Below are 1,089 nucleotides of genomic sequence, written 5' to 3'. Positions count from 1 at the left end.
GAGGGGCTGTCGCGCGGTGGGGTTCTCGTTACCGTGACTGGCCTGACGGCCGCTCACTATGACCAGGTTCTCGACATCCTGGATGACGAAGGCACCGTGGACCTGGCCGAGCGCGAAGAAAGCTGGCGATCGGAAGGCTGGGGTGGCTATGAAGTCAGCCCTCATGCGACCGGTGCCAGGACCGTGGGGTCAGCCGTCGGAGCGGATGGCAGCTATGCCGACACTTCCTCCAGAACCGGTGACGAGAGCATTCCGATCGTTGAAGAGCAACTGCGTGTGGGCAAACGAGACACCAGCCACGGTCGCGTTCGCGTCAGGGCATACACCGTGGAGGAACCGGTCAGCGAAACGGTGAGCTTGCGTGAGGATCGCGTCGAGTTGGAACGGCGTCCAGTCGATCGGGCCGTCACCGATGTCGACACCGCGTTCCAAGACCGGACAGTCGAAGCCGAGGAGTATGTCGAGGAGGCGGTCGTCTCAAAAGAGGCGCGCGTTGTCGAGGAAATCAGCCTGCGCAAAACCAGTGATACGCGCCAGGAAACGGTGACCGACAGCGTACGTCACACGGAAGTCGAGATCGACGACGAACGGTCCGACACCCCTTACACGACGCGCTGAGCTCAGAGATATTCGCAAACTAATTCTGGGCGCATCCTTACGGGATGCGCCTTTCTTGATCATCACGCGCCACGCATGGGATATCGAAATCGGGTTTTATTCGGCTAGTGCTGCGTGCGCACCATCCCGCGCCAATCTCAGCCGTGTCGTTGTCAGGACTGTGCCATCCCCGGAGCAAGTCAGTCTGACGCGCCAGTCTGGTGACTGAAACGTCAGTCGAAGCTTGCCTGCATCGCCCCCGGTGCCGCGCTCGACGCCGGTCCTGATGCAGCCTGACTGCATCAGAACCTGAAAGCCGATCACGTCCAGATCCATCAGCGGGGCGATCAGCGCCGCATCGACGACAGGCTGGTCACCCCTGAACTCGATTTTCATGGTAGATCTCCCCGTGCCGGTCTTGCGACCCATCAGGCCGCGAGCTGCTCATCCGCGGGACCGAAGAACTCGTAGTGGATCCGATCGGCAGGAACA

Annotated in this window: 2 protein-coding genes; one reads left to right on the top strand and one right to left on the bottom strand. The window is 61.2% G+C overall.

All coding sequences use genetic code 11. The annotated features are described in order from the left end of the window. Positions 1-618, top strand: a 618-nt coding sequence (locus tag FHD67_RS20190) for a YsnF/AvaK domain-containing protein (RefSeq protein ID WP_139599860.1), incomplete at its 5' end; no start/stop codon positions are given. Positions 619-714: 96 nt separating this feature from the next. Here FHD67_RS20190 and FHD67_RS20185 read toward each other — a convergent pair. Then, complete coding sequence (locus tag FHD67_RS20185) at positions 715-993, bottom strand: DUF6522 family protein (RefSeq protein ID WP_139599859.1); 279 nt, start codon at positions 991-993, stop codon at positions 715-717. Positions 994-1,089: the final 96 nt, after the last annotated feature.

The organism is Paracoccus haeundaensis (assembly GCF_006239215.1).
In the GTDB taxonomy this organism is placed as follows: domain Bacteria; phylum Pseudomonadota; class Alphaproteobacteria; order Rhodobacterales; family Rhodobacteraceae; genus Paracoccus; species Paracoccus marcusii.
Note: the sequence above shows the minus strand (reverse complement) of the source record. Positions and strands in the feature narration are given on the sequence as shown.

Bases quoted from the DNA above. Each gene is read 5' to 3' on its own strand.
- FHD67_RS20185 (WP_139599859.1), bottom strand. From the start codon at position 993: ATGAAAATCGAGTTCAGGGGTGACCAGCCTGTCGTCGATGCGGCGCTG.